Source organism: Dysgonomonadaceae bacterium zrk40, from assembly GCA_016916535.1.
Taxonomy (GTDB): domain Bacteria; phylum Bacteroidota; class Bacteroidia; order Bacteroidales; family Dysgonomonadaceae; genus Proteiniphilum.
The window spans coordinates 462,840-485,642 of record CP070276.1; the positions used below are offsets into that span (position 1 = coordinate 462,840).

Sequence of the window (22,803 nt, forward strand, 5' to 3'; positions counted from 1 at the left end):
AACGCGCTGATGCGCATCCTACCAATGAAAACAACACTTTTTGTCCTCCTCTGCTGCATGATCCTTCCCCTACAGGCACAGATCACAGGAACGGTGACCAACAACGAAAACCAACCTGTTGAATATGTAAACGTAGCATTGTACGCACTTCCCGACACCCTTTTTATCACGGGTGCCGTCACTGACAGCCTGGGTCGTTACCACATACCTGCCCTCAACATGGAAGAGAGCCTGCTGCGCTCTACCATGGTAGGCTACAAAAAGGCCGAAGTAGTGATCAATGCTGCAACACAACCCCTCGAACAACACTTCTTGTTGGAGCCCGATGAGCGATTGCTCCAGGAGCTGGTAGTGGAGGGTGAACGCCCTGTTCTGAAAGCCGAAGCTGGCAAACTAATCTACCATATCGCCCCTCTGGTGCACAATAAACCGGTGACCAACGCCTACGAGGCACTCAAGGAGATCCCCGGTGTGATGGAACGGGATGAGCAACTCACACTGATCGGCACCAGCGGAATGACCATCTTGCTCAATGGACAGAAGAGCTCCTTGAGCTATGAACAGCTGATGAATCTGCTGCGCAGCATTCCTCTGTCGCGCGTGGAGGATGTGGAGATCATGTACAATGCCCCACCGCAGTATAACATTCGGGGAGCCGCCATCAACGTGATCCTCCGACAGGAGATGGATGAAGCGACAACACCCACCTGGCAGGGAGAACTGTCGAGCGGTTATAGCCGCCGTACTCATGGCAGCGAAAACGGACGTGCCAATATCAGCTATGCAGGTAAAGCAACCACCCTCGATGTGTTATACGGCTTTGCCCGTTACAAGATCGCCAGCAGGGAAGAGCTGCAAGCCGACCACCGGCTGCAGGAAGAGAGCTATCGCATCGACCAGCTGAGCGAGGGTGTGAGCCGTATTCGTAACCATAATCTGCGGCTGGCTGCCGACCATCGCCTTCACAATGGCGATGGTATCAGCCTCTCCTATACCGGTCAGTTCGGCGAGAACAGTTCCGACCAGCTTGCGCGCACGGTGATCTCCGGCACGCCGGTAGGTTCCGATATTGCGACGAGCGGTCCCAACACCCGGCACAACATCAAAGGCGATTACCAGTCGCACCGCGGCTTCAAGGCAGGTGTAGAACAGAGCTGGTACCGGAGCCGGTCGCACTACACCTTCCGCAACACCGATGATGCCTCCGCCGGAAGTGACCCGTTCGACCTGCAAAGCATCGGGTCCGCCTCCTCACAATTCATACGTCGCACTTATTTCTATGCCAACCAGACCCATTCGCTGAAAGGTGGCTGGCAGCTCAACTATGGGATGCACTACGTACTGGCACGCACCTCAAACAGTTCCGAGGCGGAGAAGAATGAAGAGGACTATGAGGAGGCTACTTTTCAGAACAAACAAAAAGAGGATATATGGAATCTGTTTGCCGGATTCACCAAATCCTTCACCCCTGCGTTATCTTTGCAGGCTTCGCTGGCAGCGGAGCATTATAAGTCGAGAGAGACTTCTGGCGGCAGAGAACAACTTCTCTGGAACAACCTGGCCTGGTTCCCAACGCTCAACCTGAGTTATACTGCATCAGCATCCCATATCCTCCAGTTTGAGCTATCCTCCGACAAAACCTACCCGCCCTATTGGAGCCTCAATCCCTCCGTGCACCACTTCGGTGCCTACGGTGTGGCCTTCGGCAATCCCCAGTTGCGCCCTATGGACAGCTACAATGCCGGCATTACCTGGATTATCCGACAGAAGTATGTGATCCGTCCTTTCTTCAGTCATGTGACGGACTACTATACCCAGCTCCCCTATCAATCGCCTGACCACCTGCGACAGGAGTTCGTGATGCAGAACTTCGACTTCCGCCAGCAAGCCGGGTTGATGACGGTGCTCCCCTTCAACCTGGGAAAAAGGATCTCGTCGCGCCTCGTGGCCAACGGAATCTACCTGCGGGAGAAAGATGAATCGTTCTACGACATCCCCTTCGACCGTGAAACACTCTATGGCGTGCTACAGTTGAACAGCGACCTCCGCCTCTCTGATCAACCCAACCTGAAAATGAACATCTCCGGTTATTGGGCCACCCCGGGTGCCATTCAGGGCATCTATGACCTGGGCGGTTCAGGCGATCTCTCTGCAGGCATCACCTGGACCTTCAACAACGACCGCGCAAGGCTGGTGCTCAAAGGTGAAGATCTTCTGAAAACACGCACACCCAATGCAACGATCAATTACATGGGACAGAAAAGCTCCCTTGATGTCACGCGCGACTCCCGCACCCTCTCCCTCACCTTTGTCTACCGTTTTGGCGGATACAAGGAGAAAGAACGGGAGGAGCCCGACACCTCACGCTTCGGCATGTAAGCCTCCTGCCTGCATGCCTTTATGTTTTTAAATTATATTTAACTCTTTTATAGTCTGCAATGTATCCACGAAAATGGCATCTTTGAATAGAGCCATATAATGAACAATATGGTTAATCTATGTTAATATTATATTATCAGGTAGTATTATGTATTGCATAGTACAATGTTTAGACATATATTTGCACCGTTCTTTTCATTCAACAAAGAAAAAGCGTAAATTCTGTAACGATTCCTCTCTACAACTAGTCTAAGATGAATCACAAACAATCGAGAAGATGATCGACATCCGTAAATTGCACAAATCCTACCACACCGAAGCACTTTCCCTGCATGTTCTGAAAGGCATTGATCTGAGCATCGAGGCCGGGGAGTATGTATCCATCATGGGGGCATCCGGTTCCGGCAAATCCACCCTGCTTAACATACTGGGTATTCTTGACACCTACGATGCTGGGGACTACCACCTCAATGGATCACTGATCAGGAACCTGAGCGAACGGCAAGCGGCACAATATCGCAACGAAATGATCGGCTTCGTATTCCAGTCGTTCAACCTGATCAACTTCAAGAATGCACTGGAGAATGTAGCGTTGCCCCTCTATTACAAGAAGGTGAGCCGTAAAAAACGCAACATCATTGCCATGGAGCATCTCGACCGCATGGGGCTGAAGGAATGGGCGCATCACCTGCCCAATGAGATGTCGGGTGGTCAGAAACAACGCGTAGCCATAGCCCGTGCCATGATCTCCAATCCCAAGGTGATCCTGGCCGATGAACCCACCGGCGCCCTCGACAGCAAGACCACGGAAGAGGTGATGGAGGTGCTCACCAATCTCAACAATGAGGGCATCACCACCATCATCGTCACGCACGAACGTTCGGTGGCCGAAGCCACCCGGCGCATCATCCACCTCAAGGACGGGATGATTGAATTTGAGACCCGCAAGGAAAACGGCATTCACGAAACAATCCCCTCCCTCAATTACTCATCGTTATGAACGACCACATTCAGGAGATCCTCGATACGCTGAAGAAAAACAAGATGCGGACCGCCCTCACCGGGCTCTCCGTATCGTGGGGCATCTTCATCCTGATCGTGCTGCTGGGTGCCGGCAACGGATTGAAGAACGGGGTGATGCAAAACTTCAGCTCCCGTGCGGTCAACCGCATCAACCTATGGACCGGCACCACCTCCATACCCTACCAGGGACTCAAAACGGAACGCAACCTCAGCTTCACCGAGAGCGAGGTGGAGCTGATTCGTAAGGAGGTGGAAGAGAGCCGCACCATCACCGCCCGCATCAACAGCACCCAGAACATCGCCTACGGCAAGGAGTATGGCTCTTACAGCGTACAGGGTGTGATGCCCGGTTATTACAACATCGAGAAGCTGATCATTGGCAACGGCGAAGGTCGTTTCATCAACCAGCTCGACATGCGCGAACGGAACAAGGTGATCGTTCTCGATAAGAAGATTGCCGACCTGCTTTTCAAAGATGAATCCCCCCTGGGCAAACAGGTGAAAGTGGGGCAACTGATGTTCAAAGTGGTGGGTGTCAACAGCAAGAAGGAACAGTGGGGCGGTTCCAACGCCTACATCCCTTTCACCACGGCACAGACCGTCTTCAACCCCAACCGCAAGTTCTACCAGATCACCTTCACCGTGGAGGGGTTGCACACAGAAGCAGAAAACGACCGGTTCAATGAATCACTCAGGGAGCTGATGGGGCGGCAACTCGATTTCGACCCCAAGGACGATCAAGCACTCTGGGTCAACAACGCACAAAAGGAGTACGTGGAGACCATGAAGATCTTCGGCGGCATCACCTTCTTCGTCGGCATCATTGGTATCCTCACCCTGATCGCCGGCATCGTGGGGGTGAGCAACATCATGCTGGTGTCGGTCAAGGAGCGCACCCGTGAGATCGGCATCCGCAAGGCAATCGGCGCCACACCCATGGCCATCCTGAGAACCATCATCATGGAGTCGATCTTCATCACCACCCTCTTCGGATACATCGGCATGATGCTGGGCATAGGGCTCACCGAACTGATCAACTTCGTGATGATGCAGTCGGCCAACGCTGCTGCGGCGAGCGACGAGCCTCAAATGTCGGTCTTCACCAACCCCACAGTAGACATCGGCTATGCCCTCTTCGCCACGGTGGTGCTGATCATCGCCGGTGTCGTGGCCGGATACCTGCCCGCCCGCAAGGCTGTGCGCGTGCAGCCCATCGAAGCGATGAGGCAGGAATAAAAACAAACAACTGATAACTGACAACTGATAACTGACAATATGTTCGACATAGACAGATGGCAAGAGATATGGATCACCATTACGCACAACAAATCGCGTAGTGTGCTCACCGCCTTTGGCGTCTTCTGGGGGATGCTGATGCTGGTGCTGATGGTAGGAGCCGGCAATGCCCTGGAGAAAGGGATGACCTCCCAGATCGAAGGGTTTGCCACCAACTCCTGCTTTTTCGAATCGCAGCAGACCTCCCTGCCCTACAAAGGGTTCCGAAAGGGAAGAAGATGGAACATGACCAACAGCGACCTTCCGGTGATCCGGGAAAAGGTGCCGGAGCTGCAATACATCTCACCCGTACTCTTTGCCTGGGGTCAGGACAAAAATGTGGTGAGGGGTGAGAAGAACGGATCCTACCTGGTGAAGGGCTGCTATCCCGACTACGACATGATCGAGAAGAGCAAGATGATCTACGGCCGTTATGTCAACGACATCGACATCGCCCAGAAACGAAAAGTATGCGTCATCGGGGAGCGTGTCTACGAGGTGCTCTTCCAGGAAGGAGATGATCCCACCGGGAAGCTGATCCGCGTGAATGGCATCCATTTCCAGGTGATTGGTGTGGCCCGCAGCACCTCCGGTGTCAGCATCGGCGGACAGACGGCAGAGACGGTGGTGCTCCCCTTCTCCACCATGCAGCAGGCATTCAACCAGGGCAACATCATCCACTTCCTCGCCGCCACCGCGAAGAAGGGAATCTCGGTGAAGGTGATACAGGAGAAGATCTCGGAGGTGCTGAAACAGCAACATCAGATTGCACCGGACGACAAGGAAGCGGTATGGACGATGAACATCGAGGAGCAGTTCAAGATGTTTAACAACCTGGGCATCGGCATTGCCGCCTTGATATGGATCGTGGGACTGGGTACCCTCTTTGCCGGAGCCATCGGTGTGAGCAACATCATGCTTGTCACCGTGCGGGAACGAACCCGTGAGATCGGCATCCGCCGTGCCATGGGGGCCACCCCCCTCAACATCATCGGCCAGATCCTCAGCGAGAGCATCGTGCTCACCCTGGTGGCCGGCCTGAGCGGCATCGTGATCGGAGTGGGACTGCTGCGTGCCGTAGGCATCGTGCTGAGCCAGGGCGACCAGTTCTTCAAGGACCCGCAGATCTCGTTCGGCATGGCAATCGCATCGCTCATCATCCTGGTGATCATAGGCACCTTTGCCGGCTATCTGCCCGCACAGCGTGCCATGCTGATCAAGCCGGTAGAGGCCATCAGCGAAGAATAAATAACTGACAACTGATAACTAAATAATAATTACATGAAACGAATTTTGAGAATTGCAGGTTTTGTACTGTTGGGATTGCTGGTCCTCTCCACCTTTGTCTTTCTCTGGCAGAAATCACGCCCTAAGACAGTGAACTACAACATCGAGACCGCCGTAAAGGGCGATGTGGAGAAGCGGACGGTGGCCACCGGCAAGGTGGAGCCGCGCAACGAGATCCTCATCAAGCCCCAGATGTCGGGCATCATTGCCGAAGTGTTCAAAGAGGCTGGTGAGAAGGTGCAGGCCGGCGACATCATCGCCCGCATCCAGGTAGTACCCGACATGGTGAACCTGAGCAGCGCCGAGTCGCGTGTGCAGCGGGCACAGCTGGCTGCCGACCAGAGCAAGGCCAACTATGAGCGCGACAGGAAGCTCTACGACAACGAGGTGATCTCACGCGAGGAGTTCGAGAAGGTAGAGCTGCAATACAAGAACGATCAGGAGGAGCTGCGCGCAGCCAACGACAACCTGAGCCTTGTCCGCACCGGTATCACCCAGAGCTCGGCCAAGACCAGCAACACGCTGGTGCGCTCCACCGTGAGCGGTACCATCCTCGACGTGCCGGTCAAGGCGGGCAACTCGGTGATCCAGTCCAACAACTTCAACGATGGCACCACTGTGGCCTCTGTGGCCAACCTGAGCGACATGCTCTTCGTAGGTAAGATCGATGAAACCGAAGTGGGGAAACTCGTCACCGGCATGCCCATGGAGATCACCATCGGCGCCATACAGGACCTGAAGATACCCGCCACGCTCGAATATGTATCGCCCAAGGGCGTGGAGGAGAGCGGTGCCATCCTCTTCGAAATGAAAGCCGCCCTGAAGCTGCCCGACAGCATCTTCATCCGCGCCGGCTACAGTGCCAACGCCGACATCATCCTCGACAAGCGCTCACAAGTGATCACCATCGCCGAGAGTGCCGTGGAATTCAGCGGCGACTCCACCTTCGTCCACCTGTTGACAAGCGAGAAACCTCAAGCCTTTGAGCGGAAACAGATAGAGATCGGTCTCTCCGACGGCATCCACATCGAGGTGAAAGAGGGATTGAATGAGAACGACAAGGTGCGTGGCAGCGAGATCATCGAACAAAAATAAACCAGAGATCATGCAGATCAGACAAACAATCATCCTAGCCCTGCTGCTCATCGGATCCATCGCTCCCCTCGCCGCACAGAAGCGTTACACGCTGATGGAATGCATCGAGACAGCACTTGAGAACAACCGCAACATCAAACAGCAGGAGCTGAACCGCCAGCAGCGTGAGATCGCTTACAGCCAGGCGCGTGCCGACCTGTTACCGAACCTCAATGCCTCTGCGGGACAGAACTTCGTCTTTGGCCGCTCCATCGGTCTCGACAATGTCTACCAGAACATCAATTCATCACAGACAAGCTTCAGCCTGGGTGCGAACATCACCCTCTTCGACGGGTTACGCATGAAGCACAACATCGACGCCCGTAAGGCTGAGATGTATGCCTCCGAGGCGGACCTGGAAAAGATGCAGGACGACATCGTGATGAGCGTCTCCACTGCCTTCCTGCAGGCCCTCCTCAACAAGGAGCTGCTCCGCATCGCCGAGAATCAGTTGGAGACCACACAGGCCGACATCACCCGCCGCCAGGAGCTGGTGAACAGTGGCAAGATGGCACGGGGCGAGCTGTTGGAACAGGAAGCACAACTAGCAAGGGAGGAACTCAACATAGTACAGGCGGCCAGCAATCTTAAACTGGCACTGCTCGATCTGGCACAGATCATGGAGCTGGAAACGTTCGATGATTTCGATGTGACAGCCCCGCCCGCCGAGTCGCTTATCAGCGAATCCACCTTGCTTGCCTCCGAAGCGGTCTATGAGAGTGCACTACAGAACCGCCCCATCATACGGAGCATGCAGTACCGTATTGAAAGCAGCGAAAAAGAAAAGCTGATGGCCCGGTCGCAGTACTTCCCCACCCTCTCTTTTGGCGCCAACATGGGAACCGGTTATTACAACATGAGCGGACGCAACAACGATGCCTTCAGCACGCAGCTGCGCAACAACATGAGCAATTCGCTCGGCTTCAACCTGCGGATTCCCATATTCAACAAGTTTCAGGTCAGGAACAACATCCACAGTGCCGATCTGGCTATTGCCAATACACGCCTGGAGATGGACAAGACAAAGCTGGAGCTACGCAAGCAGATCGAACAGGCCTATTACAATGCTGTGGGAGCCAAAAGCCGTTGGGATGCCGCCAAAAAATCGGTTGAGGCCAGTAACGAAGCCTATCGCTTTGCCGAAGAGAAGCATGAGAGTGGCCGTGCCAACACCTATGAGCTGACGCTGGCCAAAAACAACCAGACACAAGCCCTGGGCGAAGAGGCACAGGCCAAGTATGAGTATGCGTTCCGGTTGAAGATCCTGGAACTGTTAAAAGATTGATGTTACCGTAACCATTTTGGTTCAGTTACTGTCCAACAGAAAAAATTAAAAAGCAGATGAAAACAACATTTCTTGCAATCCTGACAATGTTCCTGTCAATGAACGGCACCTCCTGTGCCCAGACACGTACCGCGAAAGATGCCTTTGAGGTGAGCGACTTCACCGCGATAGAGGCCTCGGTGGTGGCCAATGTCTTCATTACCCAGTCGCCCGTGACAAATGTCACCGCCGAAGGGAACGAAGAGTTGCTTGAACGGCTGGAGATTAGAATGGAAGGCGAACGGCTCATCCTCGACATGGAGGATGAACGATTCTGGAAACGATTCGGCAAGAATGCCAGTAAGCTGACAATCCGGATCGCTACCCCCACCCTTTCGGAGATCGACTTTGAAGGGGTAGGCAACATCACCATCGAAGGGGTCTTCAATACCCCGCAACTGGTGATTAACAGCGAGGGGGTGGGCAACCTCACCGCTAACAACCTGGAGTGTGAATTTGTGAAGATCAGCTCCGAGGGTGTGGGCAACACCATTGTAGGCGGCAAGGCCGGCAAGGTGGAGATCAACTCCCAGGGCGTGGGCAACGTAGATGCCCGGATGCTGCTAGCACCCGAGGCGGTAGTTTCCTCGCAGGGGGTGGGCAACGTGAGCTGCTACGCATCCGACTTCCTGAGCATACGCTCGCAGGGGGTAGGCAATGTACACTACTACGGCAAGCCGTTGAAAACAGACCTCATCAAGGACGGGGTCGGCAAAATACGGCCAGGAGAGTGATCGCCACACATAAAAATAAATTACTCTACTTCTAATTTACATAAATCCGAAACCGGGGGCTTGCGAAAGTCTCCGTTTTTATTTTAAAATTTCCTTGATTATGTTCTGATATCATAAAATATGAAACGAATAATTCCTATTGGAATTACCCGGTTTAGTGAAAAGCCAATTGATACCCAATAGGTCTTGTCTCCCTGCTTTTTATTTTATTCATCATAATTTATATCCAAAGGAGTTGATATTTGAAATAAAAGTGTATACTTGCATATGTTAATGTCAAAAATTATTACCTGATTATGACAAAAGCTGCAATACTCTCACTGATTCTCATTCTGACTGCCTGCCAACTACAGGAAGAATCCAAAAACCCGCCAATGTTTACCGGTGTGGAATTGGATCAGGGTGAAAAAGCCATTATTACCGGTAAAATAAGCAACCTTGATGTATATCCGCACGTGAAGTGGCTGGAAATATCACTTCTCGATTTTTATGGGAACGAAACAAAACACTCTTCATCTCTTGCCAAAGATGGAATGTTTCGCTTTGAAATTTACCCTATCACCACACGCGAAATATCATTTGTTCCGGTCGAAGATCGTATCATGATCGCTCCGGGCGACAGCTTGTATATTGAAAAAGATTTCCGCAACATCACCAATACCGTTTTCAGAGGAACAAACGCCGGGTTGAACAGACACATCAACGCATTCATGAACCAGTACCTGGGTCGATACAATCAACCGTATGAATTATCATTTACTGATTTCAGGACAGACGCGAAAAAGCAATACGATGAAACTCTTTATAAACTTGCCACGTTTGAACAGGAACACAACACATCGCAAACGTTTCACAAATGGGCGAAAAAACAGGTTGCTCTGGATTATTACTACTCGTTGTTCTTATTTCCCTATCAACATACAATTCGATCAAAAGAAGAACTGACGGACTATGATCGGGAAATATATTACGATTTTGTGACTGAGTTTGAAAAAGAAGTGGATAATACGATGTTGATGGGGAGCTATTTTAAAACGGTAAACATGTTTTCGAGATACATTGTAGAAGATTATCATCCTGAATTCTTTGGTAAAAAAGACGATGTGACAGTGTGGAATAAAATACTGGAGAAACTCAAATCAAGTTCGAAAAACAACTATCTGTCGCAATTTGCATTTGCAGATTTTTTGAATGCCATGTACCTGCAAGCCCATAAGACAGAATGGATCGACAGCAACCGGGTCATGATCAACGAAATGATAACCGACAGGTTTCTGCGCACTACGCTTAATAACCAATACAATCAGGTGAAGGCATTCAATGCCAATCCGCGTATTTATTCAGATGCCGTTTTAGGGAATAATGCCGTTGAACTGAGCGGATCCGGTTCGCAGGTAACCGATTCATCCAACATCGTGAAACACATTCTCGACTCCAATCCTGGAAAAGTGGTCTACGTGGATATCGGGGCAACATGGTGTGGACCCTGCATGAAACAAATGCCATACAGCAAATTGCTTCACGAGGAGCTGGCCGATAAACCGGTTACGTTTGTCTACTTGTGGCTGGACGGTGAGCAGGAACAGGCAAAAAGAAAAATAGCAAGTCTCCATCTTCCGGGTGTTCATGTAGCCCTGACCGATAAGGAATGGCAAGACATCATGAAGCGCTTTAACACAAGAAGCAGTATTCCTTATTATCTTCTATTCGATCAAAAAGGCGTAATGGTGGATTTTGGTCTCCATCTAAGTCCGGGCAGTTCCTCCACAAAAGAATCGATTCAGAAATTATTAACTGATTGATTTCTTTTAAAGCTTATTCTTTCATCATCTCGATATCGCGCAGCCAGGAGAGCACCCTGAAGGGCCACTCGTTCACTGTGTGGCCGGTGTTGCGCAACCCGTAACCATGCCCACCGGAGGGATAGAGGTGCAGCGCGGCTGGTACGTTTGCCTCTTTGAGGGCGTAATAATAAAACAGGCTACTGTTGATATAATTCTTATCGTCCTGCGTCTGGATCAGAATGGTAGGAGGTGTATTGGCATCAACTTTCAGCTCGGGGGCGATTGAGAAATGTTCACCGGAGAGATAGGCCGGGTAGACCAAGATGGTGAAGTCGGGACGGAGACTGACCTCGTCAAAGGCATCCACTTTGGGATAGGTGCGCTCTGTATAGTTCGTGCTGGCCACGGCGGAGAGGTGTGCACCCGCCGAAAAGCCCATTACGCCAATCCTGTTTGCATCAATCCCCCACTCCTCAGCATGTGCACGGGTGTAGGCGATGGCTCGCTGCAGGTCCTGCAAAGGAGCGGCATGTTTCTCCAACCCCTCACGACGCGGCACACGGTATTTCACCAGCACACAGTTGATGCCGAAGCTATTGAATCGTTTGCATATCTCAGACCCTTCCAGATTGTAAGCAAGAATATTGTATGCCCCACCAGGGTTCACAACAATCGTCACACCACTATTCCTGTCGGCGGGTGCCGGATAGAACGTAAGGGTTGGTTCATCCACATTGCTGATGCGCAGCACCGGACAGCCGGCAACCTTCTTGCCGCTCAGGTCGTCCAGCTGTTTCAACTTCACCGTTTCACCGGGAGCACCATTGGGGAACAGTAACACAGGCTGTTCCTGCGATTGAACTACCAGGGTTGAAAGCAAAAAGAAAAGAAGTAAAGCAATATGTCGCATAATTTCAAAATTTCCACCCAACGATTGAGTGAGTATCGGGTACAAATATAATACTTTTAACCATTCACGTATACATTGATGATTTGCCATCCCTTCATCTAGCTCGTAGAAGCCTCACCCTTCGTATCAAACTGACAATATGGAGTTATTACATAACTGTCCGGAGAAATTTTACCATAATGAAAGTTGATCAACGTGCTCTGCCTCCGGAGCATTAACACAGAGCGTAGGTTGATTGAATATATCACGGATATTTCCTCTTTTGAAGAGGATCTGTCCGATAGAGTTTGAGATTGTATGAAGACTTGGTTCCAACATAAATCGCTTCTTTGCTATGATAAGCAAAAGATAATCACATATGGCAATCCATATCTGTGTGAAAACTGCATTCATAGAGGTACCATAGAAGATTTTAACATGGAGGTGCTGCTTTATCCATTTGAAAAACAGTTCAATTTGCCATCTTTCCCTATACAGATCGGCGATTGTCAGTGCCTCCAGCTGGAAGTTGTTAGACAAGAATCTATATACGACACCGGTGCTGAATCTTCATATATGACGAGCCTGAGAGTGTCGGGGTACTTGCTGGAGGTCTTTACGGCCGTCAGTCGTATCGTTTGATCAGAGATCAGGCCTGCATCCGGGTCAACTTTCCTACGTCCAAGGATCTCATATACCATGTTGTCTTTTGCCCTGGTGACAAAGTAGGCATTCTTGAGATGAAAGTGCTTGTAAAGTGCATCAAACTTCACATATCCTTTGTCCATCAGGTAGAACGCGTTAGGCTCTACGGGGATTTTGTCCATGATCTTCGAATCGTGAACCCGACCGTCAGTAAGACGGACGAATGTCGGAATAGAGCCTCTGAGATCCATCAGCGTATGCATTTTGAACGCACCTCTACCATGATGGAAAGTGGCCCATGGGCAAAGTTTGAGACACAATTCGATGGTACTGCTGTCAAAGGCATAAACCATCTCGTCAAGATCGACACGAAGCTTCTGGTTGGCATAAAGTTTCTTTGCCTCACGTATCAAAACTTGAGCAAAGTCCTGATAAATATGCCAATTCTTCTTCTCATTAGCTTCTGCAAGCGTGGACCTGGGCATTGCCTTGAGCCCAGATCTGTAGAGGTCCTGAGTGCAGAGGTTGAGGGTTATTTCAATGTCTCTCAGGCCGGAACGGTCGGTGAACTGGGCAAAGCTCATCACCATGAACTGATCACGGCATTTGAACTTTATAGAGTGTCTGTCGCCCTTGTAGTGGTCGACACATTTCTCAAACTCATATTCATTAACAAGAGACATAATTTGTGCAAAGATTGTTTTTCCTTTATTCATAGCCTGCAGAATGTGGCTCAAATGCCGATTCACAAAACTATGATTTCTAATCGAAAAAAAATTTTATCCTTGTAATATATTGAAATTTAAATTAATAAACCATGTCTGAGAATTTTTCTCCGGACAGCAATGATAAACATTATACAAGCAATTAACTTGTCCTTAACCGGACACTAGTGATGTTAAACAATGAAAGACGTCGGGAGTTGGTCATCAAGCATGTTCATAGTTTCTATAATTTTCAGGAAACTAGACAGCATCTGTTTGTTCATTATTTTTTAAGGGACAGAATCTGGTAGTTCGCCTGGCTATATTTCATGAACTTCAAAATTATCCTTGGTGCCCCCACCAAGGATGATGAAGATGATAATGATGAAGGTCTTCCTCGGAACAGGTTCTAATCTCGTTCTAATCTCGTTCTAATATGGTTCTAATATGGTTCTAATAGCTTAGACCCAGATCAGAGTTATATCAGACTCAGTTTAGGTCAAAATCAATCGGAAAAGAGGAGTTGAAGATGCTCGTGAATCCCTGAAGAATCATTGCGATTGTGATGGCAATGAAACTATTTTACTCTTTTACATTACGATGCTTCATTTTACCAAATACTCCGTATCTTTGCACCATCAATTACAATTACAGCAAATGGAGCCAAAACAGACCCTGCTCGGCATGACGCTCGCCGAAATCACCGAAAGCGTCACGGAACTGAATCTTCCCAAGTTTACCGCCAAACAGATTGCCGACTGGGTTTACCTGAAACGGGTGAAGACCATTGACGAGATGACAAACATATCCCTGAAAAACAGGGAACTGCTGACCGAGAGGTTCGATGTGGGCCGCTCGGAGCCGCTCGACATCAAGACATCGGTCGACGGCACCCGCAAGATGTTGTTCAAAACTGCCGGTGGCAAGTTCATCGAGACGGTCACCATCCCCGAGGACGACCGCCTCACCATCTGCGTCTCCTCACAGGTGGGCTGCCGCATGAACTGCGACTTCTGCATGACCGGCAAGCAGGGCTTCCACGACAACCTCACCGCCGGGGAGATTCTCAACCAGGTCTACTCGGTACCCGACTCGGAGCAGATCACCAACCTGGTCTTCATGGGCATGGGAGAGCCACTCGACAACTGGAAACAGGTAAAGAAGGCTTCGGAGCTGCTGATGGCCGACTATGGCCTGGCATGGAGCCCCAAGCGGATCACCCTTTCCACCATCGGCCTCACCGCCAACCTGAAACGGTTCCTCGAGGAGAGCAAGTGCCACCTGGCCGTCAGCCTCCACAACCCGATCCCGGAAGAGCGACAGGCCATCATGCCAATCGAGCGGACGGCTCCAGCCGCCTCGGTGATCAGCCTCCTGCGCGAGCACGACTGGAGCCACCAGCGCCGACTCTCGTTTGAGTACATCATGTTCGACGGGGTCAACGACACACTGCTCTACGCGCGCGAGCTGACCAAGCTGCTGGCCGGCCTCGACTGCCGCATCAATCTGATCCGCTTCCACGTGATCCCGATGAGCAACCTGAAGCCTTCCACCGAACAGAACATGATTAAGTTCCGCGATTTCCTCACCGCCAAGGGGTTCATCAGCACCATTCGTGCATCCAGGGGTGAGGACATCTTCGCCGCCTGCGGCATGCTCTCCACCGCTAAAATCGGAAAAAGCTGATGCTAACATTTCATTTCCACCCAAATAATTGTATATTTGCTTGATGAATGTGCCACCGCACGACTCCTAAAAATAGAAAACTTATGAAACATGTAGTTATTGCCCTCAGTTTCATCACATCCCTGCTCCTGTCATCGTGTGACACGGCAGGCAGTTTCATGAACGCATCCGGATCGGCCAACGAGGTGCTGGTGGTGATGGATGACACCTTGTGGGAAGGGGAGGCCGGCAGCGCGCTCTTCGACGTGCTCAACAGCAACGCGAAGGGACTGCCGCAACCGGAAGCCAACTTCAACATCATTCAGATTGCTCCGGAGAACTTCACCCGCACCATTCGCATGGCGCGCAACGTGATCACCCCCGACATCTCCAACATCTACAGCAGCTCCAAGTTCACGGCCGACATCGACAAGTATGCCACCGGCCAGGTGATCATGACAATCCAGTCGCCTGACACCGCCGCCTTCGCCGCCTTCGTCACCGAGAACAGCCAGAGCATCATCGACTATTTCGTCACCAAGGAGCTGGAACGCAACGGCAAGTTTCTGAAACAGCAGATCTCCGAGCCGCTCTCGCGTGCACAACAGATGTTCGGCATCAACATCCATCTTCCCAAGGGACTGACCAACGTGACCGAGCACCCCAACTTCTACTGGGCCACCAACAACGCGCCACAGGGCCGCAAGGATGTCGTCATCTACCAGTTCCCCTACACCACCGAAACCGTCTTCGAGAAGGACTCGCTGATCGCCATCCGCAACCGCACGCTGGGAGAGTACATCAAGGGCTCCTTCGACTCCAAGATGACCACCGCCGCGATCTACCCACCCGACTACCGCCGCATTGAGGTGGATGGCATCTTCCGTGCCGAGCTGCGCGGCCTCTGGGAGATGACCACCGACATGATGGGAGGCCCCTTCGTGATGCAGGCGTTCGTGAACGACAACACCGGGATGGTGGTGGTGGTAGAGACATATGTCTATGCTCCGGAGAGCAACAAGCGCAACCTGATGCGCAACCTGGAGGCTACCTTCTACACCATCAGCCTTCCGCAGCACGAGGGTGTGGAGATCGTCTCGTAGCATCATTTTTTTACACGTAGGATAAAAAGATATACATGTCAGATAGTTTGAAAGTGGGCATCACCCATGGTGATGTCAATGGTATTGGATACGAGATCCTGTTGAAGACCTTCTCCGACGCACGGATGCTCGAACTCTGTCAGCCGGTGATCTACGGATCCTCCCGGTCGGCATCATGGCACCGCAAGGCGTTCGACGGCGAAGCGGTCAACTTCCACATCATCTCCCGTGCCGAAGAGGCTCAGGAGGGAAAGGTGAACCTGGTGAACTGCGTGAAGGAGGAGATCCGCATCGAGTTGGGCACGGCAACAGCCGAGGCGGGAGAGTCGGCCTACATCGCGCTCGACCAGGCCACACGCGACCTGGAGGAGGGTAAGATAGACCTGCTGGTCACCCTGCCCATCAACAAGGATACCATCCAGAACGATCAGTTCCGCTTCCCCGGACATACCGAGTTCCTGGAAGAACGCTTTGCCAAAAAGGGTGAGAAGGCGATGATGATCCTGGCATCGGAGATGATGAAGGTTGCACTGGTGACCACCCACCTCCCCCTCTCGGAGGTGCCCGGGCGTCTCACCAAGGAGGGGATCCTGGAGCAGCTGAAGGCGCTCGATCACACCCTGAAGCGCGACTACCTCATAGAGCTGCCCCGCATCGCTGTGCTGGGCCTCAACCCCCATGCCGGTGAGAACGGGCTGCTGGGTAAAGAGGAGCTGGAGATCATCGCCCCGGCGGTGAAGGAGGCGCAGGACCAGTGGATTCTCTGTGGCGGCCCCTACCCTGCCGACGGCTTCTTCGGTTCGGGACGCTTCAAGCAGTTCGATGCCATCCTGGCGATGTACCACGACCAGGGGCTGATACCCTTCAAGACACTCGCCATGGAGGGGGGTGTCAACTTCACCGCGGGCCTCCCCATCGTGCGCACCTCACCCGATCATGGCACCGCGTACGACATTGCCGGCAAGAACCAGGCCTCGGAGGAGTCGTTCCGCCAGGCTATCTACATGGCCATCGACATCTATCGCAACCGTCAGTTCTACGACGAGGCGCGGAAGAACCCGCTGAAGAAGATGTTCTTCGACCGCGGTCGCGACGACGAGAAGATAGACCTGACGAAAGAGGAGTAAGGGACAATCAATTTTTTAACAGGTTCCAGTTCCGGCTACAAAAAAAGAGACGAAGCGTTAAATCTTCGTCTCTTTTTTTTAAGATGGAATAGGTTCGGCTCAGTTGTTCTCCGGCCGCAACTTACGCACCACGGCGCCGGTCTGCCACATTTCGCTCTCACGAAGAGCTTTCAATTCTTCTTCCAGCTTCACGCGATAGTCGCTCTGTGAGTTGCTGTCGATGGAGCGCTGTGCCTCATTACCACTGGCAACCTCCTTGTAGAGCTTCTCGAATACCGGTTTGGTAGCATCATGGAAGGGACCCATCCAGTCAAGGGCACCCCGCTGTGCGGTAGTAGAGCAGTTGGCGTACATCCAGTCCATTCCCTTCTCGGCGAAGAGCGGCATGAGCGACTGTGTCAACTCCTCTACCGTTTCGTTGAACGCCTCCGAGGGGGTGTGCCCGTTGGCACGCAGCACCTCATACTGTGCCAACAGCAATCCTTGGATGGCACCCATCAGCGTACCACGTTCACCGGTCAGGTCGGAGTAGACCTCCCGCTTGAAGGTGGTCTCGAACAGGTATCCCGATCCCACGCCGATTCCGAGTGATACCACCCGTTCGTAGGCCTTGCCGGTAGCATCCTGGAAGATGGCATAGCTGGAATTGAGGCCACGTCCCTCGAGGAACATACGGCGAAGGCTGGTGCCCGATCCCTTGGGGGCCACCAGGATCACATCCACATCGGCGGGCGGCACGATGCCGGTACGCTCCTTGTAGGTGATTCCGAAGCCGTGGGAGAAGTAAAGTGCCTTGCCGGGCGTCAGGTGCTTCTTCACCGTGGGCCAGAGCGCAATCTGTGCCGCATCAGAAAGCAGGTATTGAATCACGGTGCCCTTCTCGCAGGCCTCTTCAATATCGAAGAGCGTCTCACCGGGGACCCATCCATCGGCCACTGCCTTGTCCCACGACTTGCTGTTCTTCCGTTGCCCCACGATCACGTTGAAGCCGTTGTCACGCAGGTTGAGCGACTGCCCCGGGCCCTGCACACCGTAACCGATCACTGCGATCGTCTCATCTTTCATCACCTGCTGAGCCTTGCTCAACGGAAACTCATCGCGGGTCACTACATTCTCTTCGACTCCGCCAAAATTCATTTTTGCCATATTATTTATCTGATCTTTGTGCCTCACCGGCCTCCTCTTACCGGGGAGTTTCCGGATTGGCGAGTTAATTTTTTTTATCAGTTGTCAGGGATCAGTTGTCAGTTTCATACTTGAACCATGAACCTCAAACTAAGAACCATGAACCATGAACTAAGAACATACTAACTTTTCAACTTATCCTGGTTGTCCTGTTCCCTCTTCGACAGCATATCGCTGAGCCGTTCCACCTTCGACTTGGTGATGGCGATGCGGCCCGAGCGGACGAACTGCAGCACACCAATTGTGTCGGCCAGTTCATCAAAGAGTCCCTGCGTCTCCTCATAGTGTCCCGCCTTGAGGAACACCACACAATCGGTCGACACCTCAAGAATACGGACGTTGTACTTGCGCACGAGGTACTCGATGGAGCCATGCTCCAGCACCTTCTCGGTGGAGAGCTTGTAGAGCGCCAACTCCTGGTGCACCAGGTCCTCGTTGGTATTATAGTATGCTTTCAGGATGTCCACCCGCTTGTCGATCAGCGGTATCAGCTTCTTGATCACCTCCTCGTTGTCGGAGAAGGTGGTGATGGTGAACTTGTGGATTCCCTTGATGGCCGAGGGAGAAACCGACAGTGTCTCGATGTTGAGTTGCCTCCGGGTGAAGATGGTTGTGATCTGGTTGAGCACCCCTACTGTGTTCTCCGAGAAAACGGTGATGGTATATAATGTCCTGTTTTCGCTCATCTTATTGTTTTATAAAAGTAATTCCAAAAACCTGTTTTTAATATCATTACTGCTGCTAGCTGGTCACTGCTCACTTACAGCTTATACCCATTTCCCAGCAGGATATTGGTGACACATCCCCCCGAGGGTATCATGGGATAGACCATTCCCTTGGTCTCCACCACCACCTCCAGCAGGTAGGCACCCTTGTGCGACAGCATCTCATCGATGGCACCGTCCAGTTCCTCACGTTCGGTCACCTTGCACCCCCTGATGTTGTAGGCATCGGCGATCTTGATGAAATCGGGGTTCTTGAGGTGCGTCTCGGAGTAGCGCTCATCAAAGAAGAGCTCCTGCCACTGGCGCACCATGCCCAGATAGTTGTTGTTGAGCAGGATGATCTTCACATCCACACCATACTCGAGGATGGTGCCGAACTCCTGGATGGTCATTTGCAGGCCGCCGTCGCCTACGAAAATGCAGACGGTACGGTCGGGAGCCCCATACTTGGCACCGATGCCGGCAGGCAGGCCGAAGCCCATGGTACCCAGGCCACCCGAAGTAACGAGGCTGCGCGACTGGGTGTACTTGAAGTAACGGGTGCTCATCATCTGATGCTGCCCCACGTCGGTCACACAGATGGCGCTGTTGTGGGTTGCCTCCGTTACCTTGTTCACCACCTCGCCCATCTTGATGGGTCCCGTTTCAGGATAAAGCTCATTGCTGATTACTGTCTCAAACTCCTTCTTATCGAACGGTTTGAACTCCGCCCGCCACTCCTGGTGAGAGCCCTTTTGGAGGTACTCTGTCACTTTGGGCAGGGTCTGCTTCACGTCGCCCACCACCTTCACGGTTGTTTGTACGTTCTTGTTGATCTCCGCCGGGTCGATGTCGAAGTGGATCACCTTCGCCTGTTTGGCATAGGTCTTCAGGTCGCCCGTCACACGGTCGTCGAACCGCATCCCAATTGCGATCAGCACGTCGCACTCGTTGGTCTTCAGGTTGGGTGCCACGTTGCCATGCATGCCGAGCATGCCGCAATTGAGCGGATGGTTGGTAGGTACGGCCGACAGTCCCAGAATGGTTGATGCGAAAGGCACATCGGCCTTCTCCAGGAAGGCAACCAGCTCCTTTTCGGCATGCCCGAGAATCACACCCTGACCCACCAGGGCATAGGGCTTCTTGGCATTGTTGATTAGTTCGACAGCCAGGCGTATTCTTTCTTCATCCATTTCGGGTACAGGCTGGTAGCTCCGCAGGAACGATGTCTTCTGATAGTCGAAGATGCATTTGTTCACCTGCGTATCCTTGGCGATGTCGAGCACCACCGGCCCGGGGCGACCGCTGGCCGCGATGTGGAACGCGCGCGACACCGCCCAGGCGATATCCTCCACGCGGCGGATCTGGTAGGCCCACTTGGTGATGGGCTGGGTGATGCCGATCACATCGGCCTCCTGAAAGGCATCTGATCCCAGCAGGCTAGAGATCACCTGTCCCGAGATCACCACCAGCGGGGTGCTGTCCATCATGGCATCGGTGATGCCGGTGATGGCGTTGGTGGCACCGGGGCCCGAGGTGACAAGTGCCACCCCCACCTTGTCGGAGACACGTGCGTAGCCCTGTGCTGCGTGCACCGCCCCCTGTTCGTGGCGCACCAGGATATGTTTGATTCTCTCTTTGTGGTCGTACAGTGCATCGAACACGGGCATGATCGCCCCGCCCGGATAGCCGAAGATTGTCTCCACCCCTTCCGCCAGCAACGAGCGGATCAGGATCTCACTCCCCGAGATGGGTTGTGCTTCCGCGGAGGGGGAAACAATGGCTGGTGATTGATTGACTTTGTTCATAGAACCTAAACTTTATATGTTGAAACCTAAATCCTTATACTTTACACGATTCTGACTGCTCCCTTGTCGGCGGAGGTGACAAATGCCGCATAGCTCCGCAGCGCCTTGGAGACGTTGCGCACACGATCGGGCCTGAAGGCTTCCGCCCCTTTGGCTTCCTCGTTGCGGCGCCGTTCGGCCAGCTCCTCATCGCTGATCATCACGTTAATGCTGCGTGCCGGGATATCAATCTCTATGAGATCGCCCTCACGTACCAGTCCGATGTTGCCGCCGGCTGCCGCCTCGGGCGAGATATGGCCGATGGAGAGTCCCGAGGTACCGCCGGAGAAACGTCCGTCGGTGATCAGGGCACACTGTTCTCCCAGCTTTTTCGACTTGATGTAGGAGGTGGGATAAAGCATCTCCTGCATGCCGGGGCCGCCCTTGGGACCCTCGTATATGATCACCACCACGTGGCCTGCTTCTACGTCACCACGAAGAATCCCCCTCACGGCATCATCCTGCGAGTGGAATACCTTTGCCCGGCCACTGAACTTCCAGATGCTCTCCTTCACCCCTGCGGTCTTCACCACGCAGCCGTCTGCAGCGATGTTGCCCCGCAGGATGGCCAGTCCCCCGTCCTTGGTGTAGGCATTTGCCACGGTGCGGATGCAGCCCCCCTCGCGGTCGCTGTCCAGCTCCCGGAAGCGTGCATCCTGCGAACCCATCACTAGGTTGCGACGGTTGCCCGGTGCCGAGGAGTAGATCCGCAGCGCTTCCGCATCGGGTGTTGCTTTTGTGATGTCATACTTGCTGATAGCCTCGGCTAGCGTCATGCCGTCGGCACGGCTCACATTGGTCTCCAGCAATCCCGCTTTGGCCAGCTCACCCAGGATGCCCATGATGCCGCCGGCGCGGTTCACATCCTGGATGTGGTATTTATCGGAGTTGGGGGCCACCTTGCAGATGCAGGGTACCCGCCGCGAAAGCGATTCGATGTCGTCGAGCGTGAAGTCGATCTCCCCCTCGTGGGCGATGGCCAGCGTGTGAAGGATGGTGTTTGTCGATCCCCCCATGGCGATATCGAGCGTCATGGCGTTGAGGAAGGAGTTGCGACAAGCGATGTTCCGGGGCAGCACGCTTTCGTCGCCATCGAAGTAATATTTGTAAGCGTTCTCCACGATCTGGCGGGCAGCATCCACGAAGAGCTGCTTCCGGTTCACGTGGGTGGCCAGCACCGTGCCGTTGCCCGGCAGCGCCAGGCCTATTGCCTCGTTGAGGCAGTTCATCGAGTTGGCGGTAAACATGCCGGAGCAGGAGCCACAGGTGGGACAGGCCAGCTCCTCGAGTTGTGATATCCGCTCGTCGGGGACATTCTCATCGGCCGATTCAATCATGGCGTCGATCAGGTCGATCTGCTGGTCGCCGATCTTACCAGCCTCCATCGGTCCCCCGGAGACGAAGATGGTAGGTATGTTGAGTCGCATCGCGGCCATCAGCATCCCCGGTGTGATCTTGTCGCAGTTGCTGATGCAAACCAGCGCGTCTGCCTTGTGGGCGTTCACCATGTACTCCACCGAATCGGCAATCAGGTCGCGCGAAGGCAGCGAGTAGAGCATGCCGTCATGTCCCATGGCGATGCCGTCGTCCACGGCGATGGTGTTGAACTCGGCAGCGAAGCATCCCAGCTTCTCCACCTCCTGCTTCACCAGCTGACCGATGTCGTGCAGATGCACGTGTCCCGGTACGAACTGGGTAAAGGAGTTGGCGATGGCGATGATGGGCTTGCCCATCTGGCTACGAGTCATTCCATTGGCATGCCAGAGCGCCCGTGCCCCGGCCATCAGTCGTCCCTGCGTGCTGGTCGCACTGCGCAGGTGGTCCTTCTTGCCCGTTGCTCCTGTATGATTGTTGTTGCTCATTATACTATCCGTTGTTTGGTTGATGCGTTGGTACGTTGTTGTTTTTCGTTCTTGGTTTGAGGTTCTTTGTTTGACGTTCTTTGTTTGACGTTCTTTGTTTGACGTTCTTTGTTTGACGTTTGGAAACCGTGA

At 52.9% G+C, this 22,803-nt stretch carries 16 protein-coding genes and 1 pseudogene; 11 read left to right on the forward strand and 6 right to left on the reverse strand.

The annotated features are described in order from the left end of the window. Positions 1-24: 24 nt before the first annotated feature. From JS578_02010 to JS578_02045, 8 genes are all read left to right on the forward strand, one after another. Positions 25-2,379, forward strand: a complete 2,355-nt coding sequence (locus tag JS578_02010; protein QRX64057.1) for an outer membrane beta-barrel protein — start codon at positions 25-27, stop codon at positions 2,377-2,379. Positions 2,380-2,656: 277 nt separating this feature from the next. Next, positions 2,657-3,379, forward strand: coding sequence for an ABC transporter ATP-binding protein (locus JS578_02015; GenBank protein ID QRX64058.1), 723 nt, complete (start codon positions 2,657-2,659; stop codon positions 3,377-3,379). Further along, entirely contained in the window at positions 3,376-4,638 is a 1,263-nt protein-coding gene (locus tag JS578_02020; GenBank protein ID QRX64059.1) for an ABC transporter permease, read from the forward strand. The genes JS578_02015 and JS578_02020 overlap by 4 nt, the downstream gene beginning before the upstream one ends. Before the next feature lie 39 nt (positions 4,639-4,677). Further along, positions 4,678-5,925 (forward strand): ABC transporter permease, encoded by a 1,248-nt coding sequence (locus JS578_02025; protein ID QRX64060.1) that lies wholly within the window; start codon positions 4,678-4,680, stop codon positions 5,923-5,925. A 33-nt stretch (positions 5,926-5,958) separates the two neighbouring features. Next, positions 5,959-7,059, forward strand: coding sequence for an efflux RND transporter periplasmic adaptor subunit (locus JS578_02030; GenBank protein QRX64061.1), 1,101 nt, complete (start codon positions 5,959-5,961; stop codon positions 7,057-7,059). A gap of 10 nt (positions 7,060-7,069) precedes the next feature. Next, positions 7,070-8,383, forward strand: a complete 1,314-nt coding sequence (locus tag JS578_02035; GenBank protein ID QRX64062.1) for a TolC family protein — start codon at positions 7,070-7,072, stop codon at positions 8,381-8,383. A 56-nt stretch (positions 8,384-8,439) separates the two neighbouring features. Next, entirely contained in the window at positions 8,440-9,156 is a 717-nt protein-coding gene (locus tag JS578_02040) for a DUF2807 domain-containing protein (GenBank protein QRX64063.1), read from the forward strand. A 296-nt stretch (positions 9,157-9,452) separates the two neighbouring features. Next, positions 9,453-10,958, forward strand: a complete 1,506-nt coding sequence (locus JS578_02045; GenBank protein ID QRX64064.1) for a TlpA family protein disulfide reductase — start codon at positions 9,453-9,455, stop codon at positions 10,956-10,958. 13 nt (positions 10,959-10,971) lie between these two features. Here JS578_02045 and JS578_02050 read toward each other — a convergent pair whose 3' ends face one another. Together JS578_02050 and JS578_02055 are read right to left on the reverse strand one after the other, a co-directional pair. Beyond that, complete coding sequence (locus tag JS578_02050) at positions 10,972-11,850, reverse strand: alpha/beta hydrolase (GenBank protein ID QRX64065.1); 879 nt, start codon at positions 11,848-11,850, stop codon at positions 10,972-10,974. Positions 11,851-12,021: 171 nt separating this feature from the next. Further along, positions 12,022-13,190 (reverse strand): annotated as a pseudogene (locus tag JS578_02055) (IS4 family transposase). A gap of 645 nt (positions 13,191-13,835) precedes the next feature. Here JS578_02055 and rlmN point away from each other — a divergent pair. The 3 genes from rlmN (at position 13,836) to pdxA (ending at position 17,073) form a co-directional block, all read left to right on the forward strand. Continuing rightward, the gene (gene rlmN / locus JS578_02060) at positions 13,836-14,864 is read left to right on the forward strand and encodes a 23S rRNA (adenine(2503)-C(2))-methyltransferase RlmN (GenBank protein ID QRX64066.1); all 1,029 of its coding nucleotides are present in this window, start codon (positions 13,836-13,838) and stop codon (positions 14,862-14,864) included. Positions 14,865-14,947: 83 nt separating this feature from the next. Further along, positions 14,948-15,946, forward strand: a complete 999-nt coding sequence (locus tag JS578_02065; protein QRX64067.1) for a DUF4837 family protein — start codon at positions 14,948-14,950, stop codon at positions 15,944-15,946. Positions 15,947-15,981: 35 nt separating this feature from the next. Then, positions 15,982-17,073 carry a 4-hydroxythreonine-4-phosphate dehydrogenase PdxA gene (gene pdxA, locus JS578_02070; GenBank protein ID QRX64068.1) on the forward strand — a complete coding sequence of 364 codons (1,092 nt, stop codon included), beginning with the start codon at positions 15,982-15,984 and terminating at the stop codon, positions 17,071-17,073. A gap of 99 nt (positions 17,074-17,172) precedes the next feature. Here the strand turns inward: pdxA and ilvC are convergent, their stop codons facing one another. From ilvC to ilvD, 4 genes are all read right to left on the reverse strand, one after another. Next, positions 17,173-18,219 (reverse strand): ketol-acid reductoisomerase, encoded by a 1,047-nt coding sequence (gene ilvC / locus JS578_02075; protein ID QRX64069.1) that lies wholly within the window; start codon positions 18,217-18,219, stop codon positions 17,173-17,175. Between the two features lie 161 nt (positions 18,220-18,380). Then, the gene (gene ilvN / locus JS578_02080) at positions 18,381-18,944 is read right to left on the reverse strand and encodes an acetolactate synthase small subunit (GenBank protein QRX64070.1); all 564 of its coding nucleotides are present in this window, start codon (positions 18,942-18,944) and stop codon (positions 18,381-18,383) included. Between the two features lie 74 nt (positions 18,945-19,018). Further along, the gene (ilvB, locus tag JS578_02085; protein QRX64071.1) at positions 19,019-20,770 is read right to left on the reverse strand and encodes a biosynthetic-type acetolactate synthase large subunit; all 1,752 of its coding nucleotides are present in this window, start codon (positions 20,768-20,770) and stop codon (positions 19,019-19,021) included. A gap of 41 nt (positions 20,771-20,811) precedes the next feature. Further along, the gene (gene ilvD, locus JS578_02090; GenBank protein QRX64072.1) at positions 20,812-22,671 is read right to left on the reverse strand and encodes a dihydroxy-acid dehydratase; all 1,860 of its coding nucleotides are present in this window, start codon (positions 22,669-22,671) and stop codon (positions 20,812-20,814) included. Between the last annotated feature and the right edge of the window lie 132 nt (positions 22,672-22,803).

Coding starts and splice junctions, on each gene's coding strand:
- JS578_02065 (QRX64067.1), top strand. CDS start 14,948: ATGAAACATGTAGTTATTGCCCTCAGTTTCATCACATCCCTGCTCCTG.
- JS578_02045 (QRX64064.1), top strand. CDS start 9,453: ATGACAAAAGCTGCAATACTCTCACTGATTCTCATTCTGACTGCCTGC.
- pdxA (QRX64068.1), top strand. CDS start 15,982: ATGTCAGATAGTTTGAAAGTGGGCATCACCCATGGTGATGTCAATGGT.
- JS578_02020 (QRX64059.1), top strand. CDS start 3,376: ATGAACGACCACATTCAGGAGATCCTCGATACGCTGAAGAAAAACAAG.
- JS578_02025 (QRX64060.1), top strand. CDS start 4,678: ATGTTCGACATAGACAGATGGCAAGAGATATGGATCACCATTACGCAC.
- JS578_02010 (QRX64057.1), top strand. CDS start 25: ATGAAAACAACACTTTTTGTCCTCCTCTGCTGCATGATCCTTCCCCTA.
- JS578_02035 (QRX64062.1), top strand. CDS start 7,070: ATGCAGATCAGACAAACAATCATCCTAGCCCTGCTGCTCATCGGATCC.
- rlmN (QRX64066.1), top strand. CDS start 13,836: ATGGAGCCAAAACAGACCCTGCTCGGCATGACGCTCGCCGAAATCACC.
- JS578_02050 (QRX64065.1), bottom strand. CDS start 11,850: ATGCGACATATTGCTTTACTTCTTTTCTTTTTGCTTTCAACCCTGGTA.
- JS578_02040 (QRX64063.1), top strand. CDS start 8,440: ATGAAAACAACATTTCTTGCAATCCTGACAATGTTCCTGTCAATGAAC.
- ilvB (QRX64071.1), bottom strand. CDS start 20,770: ATGAACAAAGTCAATCAATCACCAGCCATTGTTTCCCCCTCCGCGGAA.
- ilvD (QRX64072.1), bottom strand. CDS start 22,671: ATGAGCAACAACAATCATACAGGAGCAACGGGCAAGAAGGACCACCTG.
- ilvN (QRX64070.1), bottom strand. CDS start 18,944: ATGAGCGAAAACAGGACATTATATACCATCACCGTTTTCTCGGAGAAC.
- ilvC (QRX64069.1), bottom strand. CDS start 18,219: ATGGCAAAAATGAATTTTGGCGGAGTCGAAGAGAATGTAGTGACCCGC.
- JS578_02030 (QRX64061.1), top strand. CDS start 5,959: ATGAAACGAATTTTGAGAATTGCAGGTTTTGTACTGTTGGGATTGCTG.
- JS578_02015 (QRX64058.1), top strand. CDS start 2,657: ATGATCGACATCCGTAAATTGCACAAATCCTACCACACCGAAGCACTT.